The sequence below is a fragment of the Paraburkholderia phenoliruptrix genome (genome assembly GCF_019511605.1).
GTDB lineage: Bacteria > Pseudomonadota > Gammaproteobacteria > Burkholderiales > Burkholderiaceae > Paraburkholderia > Paraburkholderia phenoliruptrix_A.
Genome location: NZ_JAEUAV010000005.1, coordinates 1 through 14,827 on the forward strand (window position 1 = coordinate 1; position 14,827 = coordinate 14,827).

14 protein-coding genes are annotated in these 14,827 nt (G+C 61.6%); 4 read left to right on the forward strand and 10 right to left on the reverse strand.

Annotation, left to right across the window (positions count from 1 at the left end; all coding sequences use genetic code 11):
• Nucleotides 1–1,021 precede the first annotated feature (1,021 nt).
• From JNB89_RS09170 to JNB89_RS09185, 4 genes are all read left to right on the forward strand, one after another.
• Nucleotides 1,022–1,558 (forward strand): hypothetical protein, encoded by a 537-nt coding sequence (locus tag JNB89_RS09170; RefSeq protein ID WP_220361985.1) that lies wholly within the window; start codon nt 1,022–1,024, stop codon nt 1,556–1,558.
• 362 nt (nt 1,559–1,920) lie between these two features.
• Nucleotides 1,921–2,550, forward strand: a complete 630-nt coding sequence (locus JNB89_RS09175) for a LemA family protein (RefSeq protein WP_220361986.1) — start codon at nt 1,921–1,923, stop codon at nt 2,548–2,550.
• A gap of 181 nt (nt 2,551–2,731) precedes the next feature.
• Nucleotides 2,732–3,208, forward strand: coding sequence for a universal stress protein (locus tag JNB89_RS09180; protein WP_220361987.1), 477 nt, complete (start codon nt 2,732–2,734; stop codon nt 3,206–3,208).
• 205 nt (nt 3,209–3,413) lie between these two features.
• On the forward strand, nt 3,414–4,064 hold the full coding sequence (locus JNB89_RS09185; RefSeq protein WP_220361988.1) for a BON domain-containing protein: 651 nt from the start codon (nt 3,414–3,416) through the stop codon (nt 4,062–4,064).
• Nucleotides 4,065–4,402: 338 nt separating this feature from the next.
• On the opposite strand, the gene JNB89_RS09190 is transcribed toward JNB89_RS09185, so the two are convergent.
• The 10 genes from JNB89_RS09190 to JNB89_RS09235 form a co-directional block, all read right to left on the reverse strand.
• Nucleotides 4,403–5,944 (reverse strand): amidase, encoded by a 1,542-nt coding sequence (locus JNB89_RS09190; protein WP_220361989.1) that lies wholly within the window; start codon nt 5,942–5,944, stop codon nt 4,403–4,405.
• A gap of 36 nt (nt 5,945–5,980) precedes the next feature.
• Entirely contained in the window at nt 5,981–6,745 is a 765-nt protein-coding gene (locus tag JNB89_RS09195) for an SDR family NAD(P)-dependent oxidoreductase (RefSeq protein WP_220361990.1), read from the reverse strand.
• 47 nt (nt 6,746–6,792) lie between these two features.
• Complete coding sequence (locus JNB89_RS09200) at nt 6,793–7,443, reverse strand: ANTAR domain-containing response regulator (protein WP_220361991.1); 651 nt, start codon at nt 7,441–7,443, stop codon at nt 6,793–6,795.
• 1 nt (nt 7,444) lies between these two features.
• The gene (locus tag JNB89_RS09205; protein ID WP_220361992.1) at nt 7,445–8,599 is read right to left on the reverse strand and encodes a transporter substrate-binding domain-containing protein; all 1,155 of its coding nucleotides are present in this window, start codon (nt 8,597–8,599) and stop codon (nt 7,445–7,447) included.
• A gap of 99 nt (nt 8,600–8,698) precedes the next feature.
• The gene (locus tag JNB89_RS09210) at nt 8,699–9,685 is read right to left on the reverse strand and encodes an acetamidase/formamidase family protein (protein ID WP_220361993.1); all 987 of its coding nucleotides are present in this window, start codon (nt 9,683–9,685) and stop codon (nt 8,699–8,701) included.
• A 13-nt stretch (nt 9,686–9,698) separates the two neighbouring features.
• Nucleotides 9,699–10,406 (reverse strand): ABC transporter ATP-binding protein, encoded by a 708-nt coding sequence (locus tag JNB89_RS09215; protein WP_220361994.1) that lies wholly within the window; start codon nt 10,404–10,406, stop codon nt 9,699–9,701.
• Nucleotides 10,403–11,113: an ABC transporter ATP-binding protein gene (locus JNB89_RS09220; protein WP_220361995.1), complete on the reverse strand. Its 711-nt coding sequence runs from the start codon at nt 11,111–11,113 to the stop codon at nt 10,403–10,405. The genes JNB89_RS09215 and JNB89_RS09220 overlap by 4 nt, the downstream gene beginning before the upstream one ends.
• Nucleotides 11,110–12,177, reverse strand: a complete 1,068-nt coding sequence (locus tag JNB89_RS09225; protein ID WP_220361996.1) for an ABC transporter permease subunit — start codon at nt 12,175–12,177, stop codon at nt 11,110–11,112. The genes JNB89_RS09220 and JNB89_RS09225 overlap by 4 nt, the downstream gene beginning before the upstream one ends.
• Nucleotides 12,178–12,201: 24 nt before the next feature.
• Complete coding sequence (locus JNB89_RS09230; protein WP_013339287.1) at nt 12,202–13,071, reverse strand: ABC transporter permease subunit; 870 nt, start codon at nt 13,069–13,071, stop codon at nt 12,202–12,204.
• Nucleotides 13,072–13,139: 68 nt separating this feature from the next.
• A complete protein-coding gene (locus tag JNB89_RS09235) occupies nt 13,140–14,375 on the reverse strand; it encodes an urea ABC transporter substrate-binding protein (protein ID WP_220361997.1) in 1,236 nt (411 codons plus the stop codon).
• Nucleotides 14,376–14,827 lie beyond the last annotated feature (452 nt).

Consider the following 14,827-nt stretch of genomic DNA (forward strand, 5'->3'; position numbering starts at 1 on the left):
GGGCGGGGGCGTTTAGCGTACGGACTCGCCGCCCATCGCCCTTGTATCAGTTGCCGGACGTCCCTCATTTCCCCCATACGTCATGCTGCGCGGACGGCATGTAAGCCCTGAAAAAGGGCTGTCTGCCCGATGCAACGCTTCGCCTGCCTGACCCCGCCCGTCATCAGCGCCTGCTAAACGTCGAGTCTTGATCTGACGCAAGTGGGTGCGGCAGGGCACCACAGGTAGGCCACTGCTTGCGGAGATACCATGAACGCATCGTTAGACGGGGCGCAGCAAAACGACGTAGCCCTGTAGAGGATGAAGCAATTGAGTTTCATCAATGGATCGTATTTATCAGGAGTATGAAATGTCTGCCACCTCCGTTCTGATCAGCATGGCTCCGATGTGGGGCATTCTGCTCATCGCATCCTGCTCTGCCGCGTATCTGGTTTTTTGGCGCAAGGTAATTAAATAAACACGCGCAGATTCCGCGTGCGAGCACCACGTGGGGCTCCTATGCGCCCACGCAACTTGCAAGGGTGACTACGACTGTCCGCGGACTGTCGGCGCGCTTAACGAGCTGCTCCACGGTGCCATGCCCAACGCAAAGTTCCGCCAGCGCCGCGTCAGGAGATACGGCCATCCGACGGCAACGCATTGAAACGCCACAGAAGCGCGGTTCTGTCCCGTCCTGTGACCGCGAGGCGACTGGGAGCTGACTGTGACCTGACCGTCTGCCGCGCTTGACCCAGATCAACGGGACAGTCTCGCGCGAGTGCGTAATATCGGTTCATGGTGGACAGAATTGCGGAGACAGGCCATGCGTGTATTCCTTCCGGGGCTACTGCTTAGAACGACGGTATGTTCAGTCGCTTGCCTGGCCCTTTCAATTTCCTATGCCGAGGTCCCGCCGGGCCCACCCTCGGCCTCGCCGGGTCAGCTGACGACGCCTGCAGAGCGGGCCGACTTTTGCGCTCAGATGCGCGAGGCGCCAACCGGTGCGAAGCGGCAGGCGGTCGCGCGAAAATGGCACGATCTGATGATCGCGCATGCAAAGGAGCGGGGCGTCGAGGTGCCACCCGGCATGCGTCGTTACGATGGACAGCACATGATGGACCACGACGGCGGGATGCACATGGGCATGGACGTGGACATGATGAGCGTGATGTGCAATCAGGGTGATGCAGGCGCCGCTGCATCCAGTCCACCTGCCGCTGCCGGTCTGGAGACCGGTCACAATAGGGGCATTACGTATGTGACAGGAGGCGTGGGCGAGGACGAAGCCGCGGCAATCCGCGCTGTCGCGTCACGCTACAGCATGCGAGCGCGGTTCACCACGAGCACCGGAGAGTTCACCTCCGATGTGTCGGTGCGCCTGTTCACGTCTGACGGGAAACTGATCTTCGCGGCAATCACAGACGGGCCCTACCTTTATGCGCAAATCCCGCCGGGCCGCTACCGGCTCAGCGCGACGCTGGATGGCGTGGAACGCTCACAAGGCATTGCGATACCGACGCATGGCGGCATCGGCGTTTCGTTGACATGGCCTGCCGCGCGTGCAGGCGCGGCAGGCTGATAGCAGTGATGCACCGGAGGGCGGCGACGTGGAAAGCTAGGTCCCCATCGCCAGCGCTGCAAATACCGCGTCTTCATTTAGCCGCCGTTCGAGAGCAACAAGCGTTTTCAGTGGCGACGAGGTTCTGCTACGGCGGTGCTGACATTCCACAAGATCGCAGCTGAATCGCCACCGCTTCACTCGGACAGCGAACAGACCGGGCGGCAGCATTGCCAGCAAATCGCCGAAGCTGACGCGCGCCTATAGCCCCGTCCAGCGGCAGAAAGCGCCCACGATATCGTGCAACTCGTGGCAGCAGCCGCGGAGCAGGTCCAAGGTCGAGAAAGGAGGGCGGACGCCGCCGCAGGCATCGAGGTTCAGACATGAGGAAAACGATTGCTGGAACCGTCATCCTGCTCGTCGCCATTGCTTTGCTCGGGGGCTGCTTGCCGCACTACGACGCAGATGATGTCGAGCGCAAAGCTGCACTGGGCGACCTGCTCCAGCAGTACGCGGAACGCACCGAGCTTTCGCGGCAACTGATTGCTCTGGTACAGCCTGCCTCGCGCGAGAACAGCGGGCTTGCCGATGCGGTGACCGCGGCACAGGCCAACCTCGACTGTATGCGCACCGACCGGGAGGCGCTGCTGGAACAGATACCTTTCGAGCGGTTCGAGATTGCGCAGCGCCAACTGGGGGACGCAATATCTCGTCTTGTGATCGAGGCCGGCAACGATCCGCACCTCGATCACGATGCGCGCTTCAGGTCCTTGCTCACACAACTGGCCGCAGCGGACCGGCGAATCGTCACGAAGCGAAAGGCATACGACGAGGCCGTTGACCGCTACAACCGCAGCCGGAGCGGCTATTTTCATGACATCGAGGCGCGCACGCTGACGTTTCGTATGCCGCCAGCACCCGGCCCGGTTGTAGCGATACCACCCGGCAACCGCGCGCTAACTCCAATGCGGTACGCGACCCTTTGCACGTATGGTCGAACGGTCGTGACATAGGCGCGGAAGGCGCCTGGCGCTGCCTGTTCCTCCGGGGCGCATGTGCCTCGCAGTGTTGCTGAATATCCGTTGACCAAGGTCAGACGGCGGGAATCATTCGGGCCGATCATTCAGTTAGCTGTGGCGATGGCCTGATCGAGGCGTCGGGGCTCGCTTGCGCAACCTCTACGAGGAGCGATTGATGTTCCAGAAGATCGTCGTGGCGCTGGACGGCAGCAATGCGTCCAAACGGGCGCTGTATGAAGCGCTCAATGTTGCCGAACTCGCGCAGGCCCGTTTGCACGCGGTATATGTCGTCCACCCGTGGTGCATGTCGCCGTATGCAGGCTATTTCGATCCAGAGCGGCTACGTGAAGTGCTACGCGAAGACGGGCGCCTTGCTCTCGATGCGGCGCGCCAGGCCATGGCCGAGCGTGGTGTGCCCGGCGACACCGAGATCGAGGAGACAGACGGCGCGGCCGACGATATTGCGCACTGCCTCGCCCGTTGTGTGAAACGGGAAGGGGCCGGCCTCGTCGTGATGGGCACGCAGGGACGGCATGGAATAGGGCGATGGGTGCTGGGGAGCGTGGCGGAAGCGTTTGCCAGGCGCGCAGACGTTCCCGTGCTGCTGGTCAGGTCTTCCGATGCTACGAACGCAATCTCTTCAGGCCGGTGAGGCATAGCAAAGGAGATTACACATAGGCGCCCCAAACTTCCGCCTGACGGTTGACTTCAATCAATGGCCGCGTGCAAGCGAGCCGTAGGCTGAGTAAATAAAGCGATCCCGGTGCGGCACACCCTGTATCTGTGGATGCACGTCATGGTATCGGTTCATGGACAGCGAGTTCAAAGCCGTCATAGATAGTTAGGAGGACAACCTTATGAAACCGGACAGTCAATTGAAGCAGGAAGTCGAGGAGGAACTGATGATGAGTCCGGCCGTCGACGCAAATGGAATAGGCGTTGCCGTGGTCGACGGCATCGTTACTCTCACGGGACATGTTCCGAGTTATGCGGCGAAGGTCGCGGCCGAAAAGTGCGCGCAGAGAGTCGCCGGGGTCGTCGCCGTGGTGGTCGGCATCGACGTCAAACTGCACAAGTCCGACGAGCGGACCGACGAGGACGTTGCATTGAGCGTTCGGGCCGTGCTCGACTGGATTGCGGGCCTCGAGGAACATGCAATCAGGATCAAGGTGGAAAAGGGTTGGGTGACGTTGAGCGGCGAGGTCGAAGACGGTTACCGCAGCCGTATCGCCGAGAAAAATATACGTCACATGCGCGGCGTGACGGGGTTGACGAACGACATCAGGATTCGAGGCTCAGCTTCCGCTATCGACATTGAATGCAACATTCGCAAAGCCATTGAGCGCCACACCGCACGCGAGTTGAAGCATGTGGGCGTCCAGGTCGAAGACGGCAAGGTGACGCTGTCGGGCCATCTCAGTTCGGCCGCTGAACGCTCCATTGTGACCGGTGCTGCGCGCTCGACACATGGCGTGAAGGCGGTTGTCGACCGTCTTGTGATCGGCTGATGTGAACACGTGGTCGCGGGCGGTGGGAATCTTGGTTCCAGAGACTGGTCGCCGCGACCCGTGACGGAGAACTATGCGATGGCCGTTCGCCGGCCGCCGTCAACAAGCGGAACCCGTCAATGTGTTCCGATTAGTAATTTGACATAAGATAAATTATCAACAGAACGGCTGTAGCGGCTATTTACAGATGTCGGGTTTCCGCCAGATTGAAATGTCGTGTTTGCGTGTTCCAAATCGGCCACTTCGGCGCCGGCTGCATGATCCAGCCAGCCCGCACGCCGCAGACCAAAGTCACCGCATTCCTACGAGCAACAACCCGTCGCGCCAACCGACCGGTCTCAATCCAACGTCCGCGATCCGTTGCGTCCCGCGCCGGTTTCATACGCATACGCATACCCAAGCAGCGCCGCCTCATCCCATTGCCGCCCGACGAAGATCAGCCCGAACGGTGCGCCCGACAGGTAGCGGCCCGCCGGCACCACGATGCCCGGCAGCCCCGCAATGTTGATCTCGCCGACCGTCGTCTCCTGGATCACTTCGGTGCCGTGAAGCGGAGGAATTTCACATCGCATTTGCGGAAAAACCAGCGCGTCCAGCCGCTGCGAGGTCATGACCGTTTCAAAGATGCGCAGATAACGGGCCTTCAGTTCGATGAACTCCGGCATCTCCGGCGGCAACGACGGATCAGCCAGCGCCGTCCTGAAGTCGGCCAGGTTATGCAGATAGCGCAGCACGCCGTTGGGTCCGAACGCATCGTCGTCCCGGGTCGCTTCGGCAAACTCCGCGAAGGTCTTGAGAGGCGCATGCTTGCCGAGCCGTTGCAGATACTTCTCAAGATCGTAAGGAATCGATTCGAGACCGCGCGCATCGAAGTGCTCAAGCGGCGGAGTCGGCTTTCGCAGATCCGCGAATCCGGAGCCCGCGAACGGATCGTCGACGAGCTCCGCGCCCAGAGCCGTCAGTTCCCCCTTGACGCGTTCATACAGCGTGGCGGCTTCGTCCGAAAGCGGCTGCGCGCGCCAGCCGGGGCCGTACAAGCCAATGCGCTTGCCCCTTAGCGCATTCGCGTCGAGCGCCGACGTATAGCCGCCTTGCGGCTGCTGACCGACGCTCGCGAGGGTTTTCGGGTCCTCGCTAGAGTAACCCGCGAGCACGTCGAGGCATAACGCGGCGTCCCTCACGTTCCGGGCAATGGGCCCCACAACGTCCCGGTTGCCCGACAACGGCACGACGCCCGCATTCGGAACCAGCCCGATGGTCGGCTTGATGCCGACGAGTCCCTGCGCCGAAGCTGGGTTTTGAATCGATCCGCCGGTCTCTTCCGCGAGTCCAAGCACCGCCATGCCCGAGGCAACCGCCGACGCGGTCCCGGCACTGCTGCCGCCCGGCACGCGATCGGGCATGGCGACATTCATCGTCGGCCCCGCCCAGCTATCGTTGGCATGCGATCCCGTATGGCTCAGGATGGGCACGTTCGTCTTGCCAAGCAGAATTGCTCCGGCACGCCGCATGCGTGCCACGACCGGCGCGTCCCGCTCAGGCATCAGGTCGACGCCGCCCTTCTTGCTGTACAGCCTCGCCCATCCTGCCGTAGTCGGAAAACCGACCATATCCATCGGATCCTTGATGACCACCGGCACGCCCGCAAGCGGCCCCAGCGCTTCGCCGGCCGCTCGCCGCGCGTCGATCTTGCGCGCATCGTCGATCGCTTGCGGATTGAGAAAGATCAGCGCGTTGTACTTCGCGTTGTCGCGCTCGATTCTGTCAAAGCAGGCGCGCGTGAGTTGCTCGGCCGTCAACGTGCCGGCCCTGAAAGCCGCCTGCACGGCTTCCACCGTGAGAGCGTCGAGATCGATGTCCATCGCCCTGCCCTGTGTCATTTAATGCTCCTGTTGGATTGTCGGTGCGCTAAGCGCTCAAAGCTGGACGCCGCGCGTGAGCGCGCCGTCGACCACGAAATTCGCGCCGCTCACGAAACTCGCGGCCGGACTCGCGATGAATGCCACCGCATTGGCAATTTCCTGCGGCCGGCCCATACGGCCGGTCGGGTTCAATGCAAGCGCGCGCTCGAACAGCGCCGCATCGTTATGCTCGATCCAGTCCCACACGCCGCCCTCAAAATACACATTGCCCGGCGACACGGTATTCGCGCGAATGCCCTTTGCCGCGAGCTGATTCGCCAGCCCTTGCATGTAGTGAACGAGCGCGGCCTTGAAGGCGCCGTAGGGGCCCGCGGCAAAGTCGATTTCACGCGCCGATACGCTCGAAATCGCGACGATCGACGCAGCGGCGCTCACCTCCAGAAACGGCATCGCCGCATCAACGAGATTGACGGTGCCGAGAAGATCCGTCTCGAACTCCTTGCGCCACGATTCGATGTCGTTGCCGATCGCGAGCGCGCTCACGTTGGCCACCACGATGTCGAGGCCGCCCCACTCGTCACCGATGCGGGCGACCCACGCCTTTAGCGCGGCGCCGTCCGACACGTCGACGGCCGTGCCCGACGCGCGTGCACCGCTCAGCTCTGCTAGCGCGCTCGCAGTTGATTGCACAGCCAGCTCATCGCGCGCACAGATGGCGACCTCTGCGCCTTCCGCAGCGAGTGTCCGCGCAATCGCAAGACCGATACCCTTGGTGCCGCCGGTCACGATCGCCTTCAAGCCTTTCATTTGCAGGTCCATGTTCGCCGCTCCTGTGCGTGTCGATCAGAAAACGTATGAAGGGGCGCTCAGTCCCGCTCTCGCCCTTCCCCGGATGCCAAGCCGCGCGCGATCTGCAACACCTCTCCCGCCTGAATGACGGAGTGACAGATATCGTCGATGGTCACGCGCTTTTCCATCGCCTGGGCGCGCAGAATGTCGTAGGCCTCGCGCTCGCTCACGCGATGCATGGTCATCAGAATGTTCTTTGCGTCCTGCAGATGCCGGCTGTCGAGCAGCTTCTGTTCGAGCTTGGCGATACGCTGTGCATGCTGACGCGAGCGCTTCGCGTGATACAACGCCATCACCACGGTCGCCAGCAGCCCCGACGCCCGGATCGGCGTTGTCACAATGCCGTCGGCTCCGAGCTTGATGGCCTGATCGATGAAGGTCGGGTTCTCGTACGCGACCACGCAGATAACGGGCGGCGCATCGGGCCCCGACCATTCGCCGCTCGGCGCGCGCTCCTCGGGTAACAGCGCGCGAAACACCAGGTCGACGCGCTCGGGCAGCGTGTCCATCGGCGGCCAGCATCGCTCCACGTGAAAGCCCATACGCCGCAGATGGTTCGCGAGCGTTTGCCCGTCGTCGTCGTCCGGATGAAAAACGACCACGCGCGCGTTACGCTCGAGGATCGAACTGGTGAGGCTGCGTTGGCCTCTGCCCGGATGCGCGCTCACGTCAATAATCCCGCGTGCTCAGCTTCGTGACCCAGTCCCCGAGCGTCTGACGCGTCATGTACGGATCGGGGCCGACGGCAAACTTGGATTCGCGCAGGATCGTGAACTGGCCGTCCGCATTGGCGCGGCCGATGCGCGGATAAAGCGCCATATGGTGATTCACGGGGTCGATCCGCACGCGGCCTTGCGGCGCGCTGAATTCCGAGCCGAGCAGATGGGGCATGATGGTCGCAAGCTCGTCGGAGCCTGCGCGTGCGAATGCTTCCGCGAACATGTGCATCTGATAATACGCAGCCTCCCAGTTCATGTCCGTGGGGATGTCCGTGCCATAGCGCGACTGATGATGCGCAACCGCGCGATGATTCGCTTCCGTGTCGATACTCTGGAAATACGGGGCCGCCGTGATGTGCCCCGCCGCGATGCCGCGCTCCATTGCATGAATTTCGGTCTCCGAGGTATTGAGGCTGCCGATGGGCATTCTGGCCGGATCGAAGCCCGCGTGTGCATAGGCGTCGTAGAGATACGGCACGGTCGTGCCTATCACCGTGCAGAAAATCCAGTCCGGCGATTTGCGGCGGATATCCGCGACGACCTGCGCAAACTGATCGCGCGTTGCGTCTAGCGGCAGATAACGCTCACCGAGAATCGCGCCCTCCGGGTGCTGGAGGATCAGTTCCTGCATGGTCCGATTGCATTCGTACGGATAGACGTAGCTGGAACCCACGAAGTAGACCCGGGCGCCGAAGGTTTCCGTCATGAAGTCCGCGAGCTGCACGCCGTTCTGATTCGGCGATGCGCCGCTGTAAATGATGTTGTCCGAGTACTCGAAGCCCTCGTACATCTGTGCGTAGATGAGAAGCCTGTTGTGCTTTTCGACAATGGGCAGCATCGCCTTGCGGCTAGTCGACGTATAGCCGCCAAAAATGGTGTTGACGCCGTCTTTCACGATCAGCCGCTCGGCCAGTTCGCGAAACGCGGCGGGATCGGAGCCGGGGTCGTAATGGAGCGCGACGAGTTCCCGTCCGTCAATACCGCCGCGCGCGTTGATCTCCTCGATGGCGAGGCAAGCGCCGCGCCATTGAGATTGCTCGAGCAACGCGGTGGAACCGCTCGTCGAGCACAGCAGGCCCACTCGGATGGTATCGGACAAAGCCATTTAATAACACGCTCACGGATAGGCGCGAAGCGGCCGCTTCGCGCTTGGGTCGATTCTTTTAATGGATGCTTCCGGCAAGCCTTTTGCCGGGGCACTGCGTTACTTGAGGTAGTGCTTGGCGACCATAGCGCCGACCGTATACTTTGGATCGACAAAATTGCCGAGTCGAACTTTGCCCACCTGACTCAGCATCATGTAGGCGTCCCATTTGTCGAAGCCGTATTCGGCGGCCATCCACAACACCAGTTCGCGATAGGCGATGCGGGTGGCGTCTTCCAGTGGCCGTGCGCTGCCGATGCTCATCAGCGCGTCCTCGTTTTCGAGTCGCGGCCAGTCGATTTGCCATTTTCTGATGAGATCGACGCGCACGGTCGTCGTGCTTTGATACTCGACGGCCGTGCCGCACACCTCGCCGTCGCCCTGACAGGCGTGCGCGTCGCCGATGAAAAGGCGCCCGCCGGGCGAGCGCACCGGCAGATACGTGATGCTGCCCGGGCCCATGTCCGGCACGTCCATGTTGCCGCCGTGGTTGTCGGGCGTGAGCGAATTGATCGAATCGATTTCCGGCGAGAGGCTGAGCGTGCCGATATGCGGCTTATAAGGCAGCGTATTGCGCTTGCTCCAGTACACGTTCTCTTCGTCGATCTTGATCTTGCGCACGACTTCCGGCAATGGCTCGTTGAGCAGGGCCGTGTAGTCGGTACCCGTCAGCCCGCCGAAGTTCGGAATCATGCAGCAGAAGCCGTGCGGATCGTCGCCGCGCGGCGCCATTTTTTCGATGTACACGGCGACCACATCGCCCTTCTCCGCACCCTCGATCATGATCGGCCCATTCTGCGGATTGAGAAACGGGACCTGCAGCACCTGCGACGGTTTGTCGGTTTCTTCCTTGATCTTGCCCTCGAACGCATCGCGCGTTTCCACCACGATTCGATCGCCAGGCTTCACGTGCAGCACCGGCTGCGAATATGGGCCGATGGTGTAGTGATACGTTTTCTGCAGCTCCTCCGTGAGATGGTGTTCCACCGGTTCCCGACCAGCGCCCACACCGCGTCTCATCATGATCGAATCCTCAAGCCATTTCATGTTCCGCTCTCCGTCACAGCGCCAGATACTGGCGAATCAGTTGCTCATCCCCGAGTTGCGCGGGACTCAATGTGTCGACAATCCGGCCTTTGTCCATCACGCAGCAGCGTGTCGCGATCCGTTCGACCATGCCCATGTCCTGCTCGACGAGCACCACGCCGATACCGGTTTCGCGTGCGATCTGCTGCAACGTCTCGCCGATCAGATCGACGATGGACGGCTGGATGCCTTCAGACGGTTCGTCGAGCAGCAGCACCTTGGGCGCGCTAATGAGGGCGCGTGCAATGGCCAGTTGCTGCTGTTCGCCGCCGCTCATGGTTCCCGCCTTTTGCGCATAGCGTTGCTTCAGAACAGGAAAGTAGCCGACGACCTGCTCTCTCATGCGAGCCGCCTGCGCGCGATTCGCCTGTGCACCCACCTGAAGGTTCTCGGCCACCGTCAGCGCGCCGAAAATCTCGCGGCCCTGCGGCACATAGCCCATGCCTTTCTGCGCGCGAACGTAGGGTTTCTCATGGCCGATTGCTTCGCCGTCCAGCCTGATCTCGCCGTTGTCCAGCTTGACCAGTCCGATCAGCGTGCGCATCAACGTCGTCTTGCCGACGCCGTTGCGGCCGATCAGCGCGAGCACCTCGCCTCGCGCGACGCGCACCGACACGCCGTTGAGCACGCGGCCGCCGCCGTATCCCGATTCCACGCCTGAAACGTCGAGCAACACGCTCATTTCTTCTTCCCCAGATAGACTTCGGCGACATCGTCGCGCGCGAGAATCTCGTCGAGCGGTCCGTCCGCGAGCAGGCTTCCGCCATGCAACACCGTCACCCGCGAGGCGATCTGCCTGACGAAGGTCATGTCGTGCTCGACCACCATCATCGTAAGACCGGCGTCCGAGAGACGCTTGATGAGCTCGCCCGTTGCGTGCGTTTCTTCCACCGACATCCCCGCCACCGGTTCGTCCAGAAACAGCAGTTTCGGACGCAGCGAGACGGCCATCGCGATCTCGAGCCACTGTTTCTTGCCGTGCGACAGGTTGCGCGCAAGCACGTTCTCTTCGTTTGCCAGCATGAAGCGCTGCAGCAGCTCATCGAGGCTTTCAGGACGATCGTCCTTCGCGCGATGCAGCGACAGCTTCAGGTGCTGGCGCACGCTCAGGTCCGGAAATGCGCCGGGAATCTGAAACTTGATGCTCATGCCCATGCGGATGCGCTCGTGCGGCAGCACGTGGCTCATGTCCTCGCCGAGAAATATGACACTGCCTTCCGAAGGACGATGCTCGCCGGTGATGAGTTTGAAGAACGTGCTCTTGCCCGCGCCGTTCGGGCCGATCACGCAGCGTATCTCGCCCGCCTCGATTTTGAAGTCGATGCCGTTGATGACGTGCGCGCCGCCAAAGTGCTTCTTGAGTCCGCGCGTTTCCAGCAGCGTCGTCATGACTTGCCCTCCTCTTGCTTCAGGCATGCTGTGCGCTGGTGCGCCCCATCGCGTGCAGGGCCCGACAGACGTTTCAGTTGCCGTGTGACGAATGGCAGCAGGCCTTCGGGCGCGGCCAGCACGACGATCAGCAGGATCGCGCCGAGCAGGATCAACGCATACTGGCTACCGTACACGGCGAGATTCTGCGAGACCCAGACCAGCAGCGCGGTGCCGAAAATCGTGCCGCCAATGGTCTTTCTGCCGGAGGTCGCGACCCAGATCACGGGCATCGCGGCCGCGGTGAGGCCCATTGTGGACGGCGTGATGTAGGACCCCCAGATCGTATAGAGAGCACCTGACAGGCCGCCCAGCGTGCAGCCGAGCACGAACACCAGCAACTGGTGACGGCGAATATCGACGCCCAGCATCTCCGCGCGTTGCGGATTCTCGCGGATGGCGATGAGCGTGAGACCGAAGGTGCCGTCGAGCAGTCTGCGCATGACGGCGTAGACCACGATCAGCAGGGCCAGCACGAGGTAATAGAAGCTTGCGTTCTCCAGTGTCAGCGGCCCGCCCGGCCAGGGAATCGTCAATGGCGCCATGCCCCCCATGCCGTTGTAGCCGTTCAGCCGCGCCTCGCCGATCGCCCATTGCGGCCCCGCCGTCTGCGACATGAAGGTTTCGAGCACGAGCGTGACCGACAGCGTGACGATGCCGATGAACACGCCCTTGATGCCGCCATAGAAAATCATGTAGCCGATCAGCGCGGCGACCACGACGCTCACCATGAGTCCCACGCCCAGACCGAGCCAGGACTCGAACCACATGTCGCCGTAGTTCAGCGTGAAGATGCCATAGCTATAGCCGGACAGTCCGAAGAACGCGGTTTGTCCGAACGACAGGATGCCGCCATAGCCCCACATCGCAGCGAGGCCCACGGCGCTAAAGGCCCATAAAAGGCAGTACGCGAGGTTGCCGCTCGTATTTGCGTCGACGATGAGCGGCAGACACAGCGCCACGAGCCACGGGGCGGCATGCAGCGCGCGTGACGTGCCGCTTTTGCGGGCCAGATGCGAAGACATGTTCGATCGCGTCACATCCGTCTCCTAGCGCAAGCGTGTGAAGAGATTGCCGAGGCCCTGCGGCAGCAGGCGAATCACGACGATGACCGTCACCAGCAAGCCGATCTGCCCGAACAACTGTCCATAAGAGGCCGTCAGCGCCGTCTGGATGATGGCGAGCACGCCGGCGGCCGGCGTTGTCCCCGCAATTACGTTCGCGCCTCCAACGACCACTGAAACGAATGCCTGCACGATGAAGTTGCTGCCCATTGTCGGCACCGCCGTCATGGTCGGGGCATACAGCGCGCCCGTGAGACCCGCCAGTCCCGCGCCGAGAGCGAAGGTCAGCGTATAGAGCCTGTCGGTACGCAAGCCGAGGCATTGGGCAATGTTCGCGTTCTGGATCGTCGCGCGTGCACAGACGCCATAGTTGGTCCTGAAGAACAACAGATAGAGACCGAACAGAATTGCCAGCGCGATGAGCGGCAGCAACGCGCGATACGTCGAGAACGAATAGTCGCCGACTGAGAACGAACCGAACGGCGTGCCGATCCCTTCCATCGACGGCCCCGCGACCAGCAGCATGGTCTGCTGCACGATCAGGCTGATTGCCCACGTCGCCACGACGGAATCGAACAGGCGGTTGTACAGATGACGGATCACGAGCCGTTCGACGATCACGCCGGCAAGCGCTGCCGCGATTGCGCCGAGCAGCATGGCGAGCGGCAGCGGCACGCCGCGCTTCGCCGCGATGATCGTGACGTAAGCCCCGCACATGATGAACTCGCCGTGCGCGAGGTTGATGACGCCCATCATGCCGAAAATCACCGCAAGACCGAGCGCCGCGAGTACCAGATAAGCGAAGTTGTCGCCGAACTGATAAACGAGCGAATAGAGAACCGATAAAGTGGCCATGCATGCTCCACGGTCAGGAAGCCGGCGTGCGCGCCTGCTGCAGGTGTCGGCCGCGCGCCGGCGTCGGATCAGGACTTCTTGGGCAGGTTCGACGGCGTGTACTGACGATGATCCGGCCTGTTCGGCAGATCGCAGCCGACCTTGCCGAGCCAGTACGGCTGAACGTCGTCCCATACCTTCGGAATCTCGACGGAGTGATCTTCCTTCACGTGCACGAGATAGATCGTATGACTTGCGTGATGGCTTTTCGGATCGATGCAGACCTTGCCTTGCGCGCCTACCGTGCAGATGTCGCCGCTTTCCAGCGCTTTGCGCACCGCGTCCTGGTTCGTCGACTTGGCCTTTTCTGCGGCGGCCTTGTAGAGATAGATCGCATCGTACGCATTCGCCGCTTCCTGGTTGATGTACGGCTCGTTCGGGAACTTGGCGTGAAAGCGCTTCTTGAAGTCGTTGCTGGCGGGTGAATCGACCTCTTCCACATAATTCGCCGTCACGTACATGTCCTTCAGAGCGGGCGGTTTGAAGCGCTTATGCTCGTAGGCCTGACCGACGTTGACCGAACTCGCCATCGGCAGATTCAGATGCGCGGATGCCTGCTGCTCGTAATACGACGCCTGGTTCGCGCCGACCAGCAGCGTGACCACGAAGTCGGGCTTCGCCTTCTGGATGTTCTGGATCGTCTGGCCGAATTGCGATACGGATAGCGGAATGAATTCCTCGCCGGCCATCGTGCCGCCGTTCTCCTTCACGATGTTGCGCACCCATTCCGCCGAGATCTGCCCGAAGTTGTAGTCGGCGGCGATGGTGTACACCTTCTTGCCGTATTTCTGCATCATCCATGGAATGAGCGTCGAGAACTGCTGCTCCGGCACAGCGCCGGTCACGAAGGTGTTCGTATCGCACACGCCCCCTTCGTACTGGTTGTCATACCAGTAAAGCTGATGCGCGCGGTCCATGATGGGCCGGATCGCCTCGCGCGAGGCACTGGAGAACGCGCCGAAGATCACGTCGGGCTTGTCTGTCTGGACGAGACGCCGCGCGAGTTCCTGAAACTTGGTGTTATCCGATTGCGTGTCGTAGGCGATCAGCTGAACGGGGCGTCCCAGAATGCCGCCCTTCGCGTTGATCTCCTCCACCGCGAGCTGGGTCGCGTGAATCTTCGGAATGGTCGCCAGCGCGAAATTTCCGGAAGCGTCCTCCAGCAAACCGATTTTCACGGGATCGGCGGCGCTCGACGCGAGCGAGGTCAATGCAAGTCCTGCGGTGAGGGCGAGACGGATCCAGCCCGACGGCTTCAGCAACATGCGGGTTCTCCAGAGGTAGGCGGCAAAACAGGGGAAAAAACTGGACAAAAAAAAGCCCCCTGACGAACTGGCAGTTCGTCAGGGGGCTTCTGTGCCGGGTCCCCGGGCGGACACCTTTGTCAGGCCACGAGGGATGACCCAAGTCTAAAGCGCCGTATTTTTGATTGTCAACAGCGGACAAAAATCCGCGCAAGCGCCTGCTTCAGTGTTTACCGGTCGCGCTCCGTTCGGTGCTGCGCCGGCAGGAAAGAACGCGCTAGCCGCGGATGAAAACCACCACATCCGATTCTGCGCCAGATCACTTCAGGGTGAACACATCGATATAACGTTAGGTATCCGGATCAAATTGTGCACGAGTAGAGCTATCAATTGCCTACGAACAGACAGGTTGCAAGCGCACCTAACCGCCTTTAACTGGCCACCTGAAAATCGCTAAAACCGGTCATTTCCCA